The sequence below is a fragment of the Intrasporangium sp. genome, assembly GCF_039812505.1.
GTDB lineage: Bacteria > Actinomycetota > Actinomycetes > Actinomycetales > Dermatophilaceae > Intrasporangium_A.
On sequence record NZ_JBDIAQ010000174.1, the window covers coordinates 1 to 6,637 of the forward strand.

The 6,637-nt window shown below is 73.6% G+C and carries 6 protein-coding genes and 1 pseudogene; 3 read left to right on the top strand and 4 right to left on the bottom strand.

Features of this window, described 5'->3' with window-relative positions; all coding sequences use genetic code 11:
- The 3 genes from WMI84_RS16040 to WMI84_RS16050 all read right to left on the bottom strand — a co-directional run.
- Positions 1-565: Gfo/Idh/MocA family oxidoreductase (locus tag WMI84_RS16040; protein ID WP_347354781.1), on the bottom strand; the 565-nt coding region annotated here is incomplete at its 3' end.
- Between the two features lie 16 nt (positions 566-581).
- A complete protein-coding gene (locus tag WMI84_RS16045) occupies positions 582-1,568 on the bottom strand; it encodes a sugar phosphate isomerase/epimerase (RefSeq protein ID WP_347354782.1) in 987 nt (328 codons plus the stop codon).
- Positions 1,569-1,684: 116 nt separating this feature from the next.
- A complete protein-coding gene (locus WMI84_RS16050) occupies positions 1,685-2,902 on the bottom strand; it encodes a Gfo/Idh/MocA family oxidoreductase (RefSeq protein ID WP_347354783.1) in 1,218 nt (405 codons plus the stop codon).
- Positions 2,903-3,030: 128 nt separating this feature from the next.
- Here WMI84_RS16050 and WMI84_RS16055 point away from each other — a divergent pair, with 128 nt between their 5' ends.
- The gene (locus WMI84_RS16055) at positions 3,031-4,062 is read left to right on the top strand and encodes a LacI family DNA-binding transcriptional regulator (protein WP_347354784.1); all 1,032 of its coding nucleotides are present in this window, start codon (positions 3,031-3,033) and stop codon (positions 4,060-4,062) included.
- A 44-nt stretch (positions 4,063-4,106) separates the two neighbouring features.
- On the opposite strand, the gene WMI84_RS16060 is transcribed toward WMI84_RS16055, so the two are convergent.
- Positions 4,107-5,111 (bottom strand): LacI family DNA-binding transcriptional regulator, encoded by a 1,005-nt coding sequence (locus WMI84_RS16060; protein ID WP_347354785.1) that lies wholly within the window; start codon positions 5,109-5,111, stop codon positions 4,107-4,109.
- 118 nt (positions 5,112-5,229) lie between these two features.
- Here WMI84_RS16060 and WMI84_RS16065 point away from each other — a divergent pair, with 118 nt between their 5' ends.
- Positions 5,230-6,267: a Gfo/Idh/MocA family oxidoreductase gene (locus WMI84_RS16065; protein WP_347354786.1), complete on the top strand. Its 1,038-nt coding sequence runs from the start codon at positions 5,230-5,232 to the stop codon at positions 6,265-6,267.
- Positions 6,264-6,637: pseudogene (locus tag WMI84_RS16070) on the top strand (hydroxypyruvate isomerase); the annotation flags it as partial. The gene WMI84_RS16065 and the pseudogene WMI84_RS16070, both read left to right, overlap by 4 nt.

Sequence of the window (6,637 nt, forward strand, 5' to 3'; positions counted from 1 at the left end):
GCGCGAGCGCGGACAGGGCGTAGCAGCCGAGGTCCATGGTGGCCCCGCCCGCGAGCTCGAACGACCACCGCGGGTCGGTGGGGCCCGGCGGCGGCATACCGAGGAACGCCTCGACGTGCCGGACCTCGCCGACCGCGCCTTGCCCCAGCAGCGACACCACGCGCTGGAACAGCGGGTGGTACGGGTAGTGGAACGCCTCCATGAACACCCGCCCAGATGCGTGCGCGGCGTCGCGCACCCGGGCCGCCTCGTCGGCGTTGGCGGCCGACGGCTTCTCGGCCAGCACGTGCTTACCGGCCACGAGTGCTCGCAGGTTCCACGGTGCGTGCAGCCCGTTGGCCAGCGGGTTGTAGACCGCCTCGATCTCCGGGTCGGCCAGCAGGTCGTCGTAGCTCGCATGCACCCGTTCGACGCCGTGCCGCGCGGCGAACGCGGCGGCCCGCTCGGGGTCGCGGGCAGCGACGGCGACGAGGCGGTGCCCCGTCGCCGCGGCGGGCCGCACGATGCTCAGCTCGGCGATGCGCGCCGCCCCGAGGATGCCGATGCGCAGGGGCTCGTCCGACATCAGGCCGCCCTCCTTCTCAGATCGCCTTCTCGGCGTCGATTAGGGTCTGCGCTGCGAAACGCAGGCCCTCGAGCTGGTCGAGCTCCTGGTCCTCGTGCTCGATGTTGACGGGCATGTCCGGGTCGACCCGCTGCAGGGCGCGCAGGAACTCGGTCCAGTATGCGGTGTCGTGGCCGCGTCCGACCGCGACGAAGTCCCACGACGAGCTCGCCGGCCAGCCGCTCAGGCTCGTGCCGCCACCCAGCGGCAGGTAGCCCGGCTCACCCGGGGCGACCCGGGAGAAGCTGTCGTCGATGACGCCGTTGACCTTCGCGGCCTCGTTGATCCGGGTGTCCTTGGCGGCCGCGTTGTAGACCAGCTCGCCGAAGTCGGCGACGGCGAGCACCGGGTCGATGCCCTGCCAGAACAGGTGGCTCGGGTCCATCTCGGCGCCGACGTGCGTCGCGTTGATCTCCGCCACGAGCCGGTGCAGGGTGCGCGGGTTGAAGACGATGTTGCCGGGGTGCATCTCGATGGCGATCTTCACGTCCGCGTCCGCGGCGCGGGCCTGGATGTCCTTCCAGTACGGGACCGCGACGCTCCACTGGTGGTCCTGGATGTCGAGGAACGGGCTCCACCACGGCAGCGGGTTCCACACCGGGACAGAGGTGTTCGGCTCACTGCCGGGCGTGCCGGACATGGTCACGACGCGCTTGACCCCGAGCAGCGCGGCCAGCTCGATCGAGTCGTGCAGGTCGCGTGAGTGCGGGAAGTCGGCGCGCGGGTGGAGCGGGTTGCCGTTGCAGTTGAGCGCCGTGAGCGTCAGACCCCGCGAGCTGAACTCACCCAGGTACTGCTGACGGGCGTCCTCGCTCTCGCGGATCTCCTTGACGGGCAAGTGGATCGGGGGCAGGAAGCCGCCGGAGTTGATCTCGACACTGGTCAGGCCGAGACCGGCGATGAGGTCGAGGGCCTCGCCGAGCGACTTGTCGGCCAGGCAGGCGTTGTAGGCGCCGAGGTACATGATCTGGTCCTTCCGGTTGATGCGACGGTATGCCGCTGAGTGGGGTCGGTGCCGGGTGCGCGCTCCCGCCGCCGGCTGGGTCGGGCCGGCCCGGGGCGGCTCGGGTCCGGGGCGGCTCAGGCGCGGGCGGTCGCCTCGACCGGGCGGCCTGCGGTCGACACGTCGACGGCGGCACCGCCGGCGGCGGCCGAGCGCGTCACCGCGTCGAGGATGGTCAGGTCGCGGACCCCGTCGACGAAGCCGGCGGGCGCGGGCAGACCACCCTGGATGCCGGCGACGGCCTCGAGGAAGGCCCGGGCCTGGTAGCCGAACAGGTCGCCGACGCCGAACGCCGTGCCGGGGAAGTCCATCGGGACCCCGTTGCGGATGTACGGGTGGGCCGGCCCGACCAGGACCGTGCGGTAGCCGTCGTCGCCGTCGCCGCGGAGCCGGTCGATGACCTCGAACTCGGACATCCGGTCCATGTTCCAGCGAGCCGCGCCGTGCTCGGCGAACACCTCGAACCCGAGGGAGTTGGCGTGGCCGGGGGCGATCCGGGAGATCGAGAAGGTGCCGGCGGCACCCGAGGCGAAGTGCCCGGTGAAGGTGGCCACGTCGTCGTTCTCCACCGGCTCGCGCTGGTCGCTGAGGGCCGCCTTGGCGTGGCCGTAGGTCTGCCCGAGCGGCAGGGCGCGCTCGGTGACCTTGGTCGTGAAGGTGCCCCCGCTGACCTGCACGAGCGGTCCGCAGACGAACTCGGCGAGGTCGACCAGGTGGCTGCCGATGTCGCCGAGCGCACCGGTCCCCGGGCCGCCCTTGAACCGCCACGACATGGGCACCTCGGCGCTGCGCGCGTAGTCGCACCAGTAGTGACCGTTGAAGTGGGACACCTCGCCGAGCTCGGCCTGCAGCAGCGCGCGGATGTGGGCGACGGCGGGCTGGCGCCGGTACACGAACCCCGTGGCGGCGACGAGGTCCGGGTGAGCCTGCGCTGCCGCCACCATCGCGGTGGCGTCCGCAAGGCTCGGAGCCAGCGGCTTCTCGCAGAGCACGTGCTTGCCCGCGGCCAGCAGCGCCTCGGCGATCTCGCGGTGCAGCTGGTTCGCGACGACGATGCTCACGGCGTCGACCCGGTCGTCCTCGAGCAGCACGCGCCAGTCGGTGCCGTGCTCCTCGTAGAGGTAGCGGGTGGCAGCGTCCTGCGCCACGGCCGCGTTCGCGTCGATCACCGAGACGTACCGCACCGGCGGCAGCGGAGGGTCGAACAGGGTCGGAGCCATCCGGTAGCCCGCGCAGTGGGCGCGGCCGGCCATGCCGGCTCCGATGACGGCCACACCGATGGGCGCACTGGTCATTGCGTACCTCTCTGGGTCTGTCTGGTGGGGTATCCTTTAAAGCGCTTTAAGAAAGTGTGCCGCCATCGCCCGGCGGCTGTCAACAACTTGTCCTGACAAACTGGAGCGCTGATCCGCGAAGGAGCCGTATGCCGCCCTCCCGCCCCTCGCGACCGCGCCTGGCGGACGTCGCCGCGCGGGCCGGGGTGTCGACCGCGACGGCGTCGCTGGTGCTGCGCGGCCGACCCGGCCCGGGCGACCGGGCCCGAGAGGTGGTCCTGGCGGCTGCTCAGGCGCTGGGCTACCGCGCCGACCGGACCGCCAGCCTGCTCGCCCGTCGCCGCACCCAGCTGCTCGGGGTCTCGATGGACATCCGCAGCCCGTTCCACGCCGAGCTCGTCGAGGAGATCCATGCAGCCGCAGACTTGCTGGGCTACGAGGTCGTGGTCAGCCCCCTGACCCGGACCCACGACGAGCGCCGGGTGGTCGAGGCGCTGCTCGACTCGCGCTGCGAGGCGCTGGTCCTGCTGGCGCCCGGCCTGTCGCCGGCACGGCTGTCCGACCTGGCCCGCGACCGGCCCGTCGTCGCCCTGGGCCGGCGGGTGTCGGCCGGTGGGGTCGACGTGGTGCGGGCCGCGGACGACCAGGGCGTCGCGCTCGCGGTCGCGCACCTGACCGCGCTGGGGCACCGGGACGTCGTCTTCGTCGACGGCCCGAGCGGGACGATCTCGACCCTGCGCCGAGCGGGCTACCGCCGGGCCATGCGCCGGCTGGTCGGACCGGACGCCGTGGCGATCGTGCCGGGCGGCGCCACCGAGGACGACGGCGTCGCCGCGGTCCGCCGGCTGCGGGACCGACCCGTGTCGGCCGTGGTCGCCTTCAACGACCGCTGTGCGCTGGGGCTGCTCGACGGGCTGCGCCGCGACGGCCGGTCGGTGCCCGGGGACCTCTCGCTGGTCGGGTACGACGACAGCCCGCTGGCCCGGCTCGGAACCGTCGCGCTCACCTCGGTCAGCCAGGTGCCGGGCGAGCTGGCGACGACGGCGGTGCGGTGCGCGGTCGAGCGGCTGGAGGGGCCGCGCAGCGACGACGTCGAGGTCGTGCTCGATCCGGTCCTGATCGTGCGTGCCACCACGGGTCCGCCGGCATCGCGACCGCACGACGCCATGTCGTCTCGCTGACGTGGTCGTCAGGGTCCTCGTCGCTGATGCGCCCGGCCGCCGGGTCAACCACCTGGCGACGCCGTCGAGGTCCGCACCACCAGGGTGGGCGCGACTACGACGTCGCCCGGGTCGACCTCGCCGGTGTCGAGCCGCGCGGCCAGTCGCTGCACGGCCGCGGCGCCCAGCTGCCGGGCCTCCTGCCGGACGGTCGTCAGCCCGACGTGGGCGTAGCCGGCCTGCCGGATGTCGTCGAACCCGACGACGGACACGTCCCGGGGGACACGTAGCCCGGCCTGCCGCACCACGTCGATGAAACCGAGCGCGCACCGGTCGTTGAACGCGGCGACCGCGCTGGGCCGTGGGTTGGCCAGGTCGAGGTAGGCCGTCGCCGCCCGCGCCCCGTCCTCCTCGGTCAGCCCGCCGGGGACCAGCACCTGGTCCCGTCCGGGCAGCAGCCGCCGGGCCGCAGCCCTGAACCCACGCCTGCGCGCCGCCGCGCCGGCGGCTCGTCCGCCGTCGAGCAGAGCCAGGCGGTCGTGGCCGAGACCGGCGAGGTGCTCGACGACCTGGCGCATTCCAGCCGCGTCGTCGGTGCGCACGACCTCCACTCCAGGCGCTCGCACCGCACGCAGCAGGCTGACCACCGGCACCTGTGCGGCGAGCGCGGCGAGCCGGGCCCGGGGCAGGTCGGTGCCGATCAGCAGCAGCCCCTCGCACCGCTCGGCGAGCAGGGTCTCCACGGCGATACCCTCGGCGCGCTCCCGGGTCACGCCGCTCAGCACCAGCTCGTAGCCGGCGGACTCCGTCTCCACGTAGAGGGACTCGAGCAGGTCACCGTGGAACGCGTGGCCCACGGCGAAGACGACGCCCAGGGTCCGGGTCCGCGTCCGGCCGAGGCGGCTGGCCCGGGTGTCGGGCCGGTAGTCCAGCTCGCGGGCCGCGGCGAGGACGCGCTCGCGGGTCGGCCCGGAGGCACCCGGCGCACCCCGGAAGACGATCGACACCAGGGCGCGGGAGACGCCGGCGCGCGCGGCGACGTGCTCCATCGTGACCCGGCTCGGCGGCATACGACAACTGTAGCTAGAGCGCTCCAGTTCCTCGCGCTGGAGCGCTTGACGCGGCCCCGCCCGACCCGCTTCACTGGAGACACGACTAGAGCGCTCTAGAACACCGACGAGGAGCACCATGACCACGACCCCGCCCGTCCGCCTCGGGCTCATCGGCGCCGGACGCATCGGCACCTACCACGCGACCACCATCGCCCGGCGTCTCCCCGAGGCGGAGCTGGTCCTCGTCGCCGACCCGGCCGACGGCGCGGCAGCACGTCTCGCCGAGCCCCTGGGCGCCGAGGCCACCCGCGACTCACAGGCGCTCATCGAGGACCCACGCGTCGAGGCCGTGGCCATCACGTGTGCCAGCACCGCCCACGCCGACCTCGTGGTGGCCGCCGCCGCGGCCGGCAAGGCGGTCTTCGTCGAGAAGCCGATGGCGATGACCCTGGCCGACGCCGACCGCGCGATCGCGGCCTGCCGCGCGGCCGGCGTGCCCCTGCAGGTCGGCTTCAACCGCCGCTTCGCGGCCGACTTCGCCGCTGCCCGGGCCGTCGTCGCGGCAGGCGGCATCGGCCGGCCCCAGCTGCTGCGCTCGCTGACCCGCGACCCCGGGCTGGCCGACCCCGGCGGCGTCCCGCCGTGGACGATCTTCACGCAGACGCTGATCCACGACTTCGACACCCTCAACTGGTTCAACGCCGGGGCCGGGGCGGTGGAGGTCAACGCGATGGCCGACGCGCTCGTCGCCCCCGACTTCAAGCACAGTGGGCTGCTGGACACCGCCGTCGTGACGATCCGGTACGACAACGGCGCGATCGCCACCGCCGAGGCCAGCTTCTCGGCAGCCTACGGCTACGACGTGCGCGGAGAGGTCTTCGGCTCGGCGGGCATGGTCACGGCCGGCAGCCCCGCCCAGGTGACGATGGCCCACTGGAGCCGGGAGGGTGTCTGGCGCCCGACGGTGCGGGCCGACACCGTGCTGTTCCCCGACGCGTATGCCGCCGAGCTCGCCTCCTTCTGTGCCGCCGTCCGCGCGGGGTCGGCTCCCGAGGTGGGCGGTGCCGACGCCCGCGCCGCGCTCGCCGTCGCCCTGGCCTGCATCGAGTCGGTGCAGACCGGCGGCACCGTCGCCGTCCGCGACACCGACCGGGTGGCCGGGGGCGTGGCATGAGCAGCCCGTTCACCCTGGCGGTCAGCTCCGAGATGGTCTTCCTGGACCTGCCGGTGGCCGAACGCATCCGGCGGATCCACGAGCTGGGCTTCCAGGTCGAGATCTGGGACTGGACCCGGCACGACCTCGACGCGCTGGAGGCCCTGCACGACGAGGGCGTGATCTTCTCCTCGATGACCGGATACATCCGCGGCACGCTCACGGACCGCGAGGGGGCCGACGAGCTGCTCGCCACCGCCGAGCAGTCGGTCCCGGTCGCCCAGCGCCTGGGGATCCCCCGGCTCAACCTGCACGGCACCGGACTCGACGACAAGGGGCTGCCGGTCCGGCCCGAGCCGGTCGTCACCGGGGCGATGTGGCTGGCCGCGGG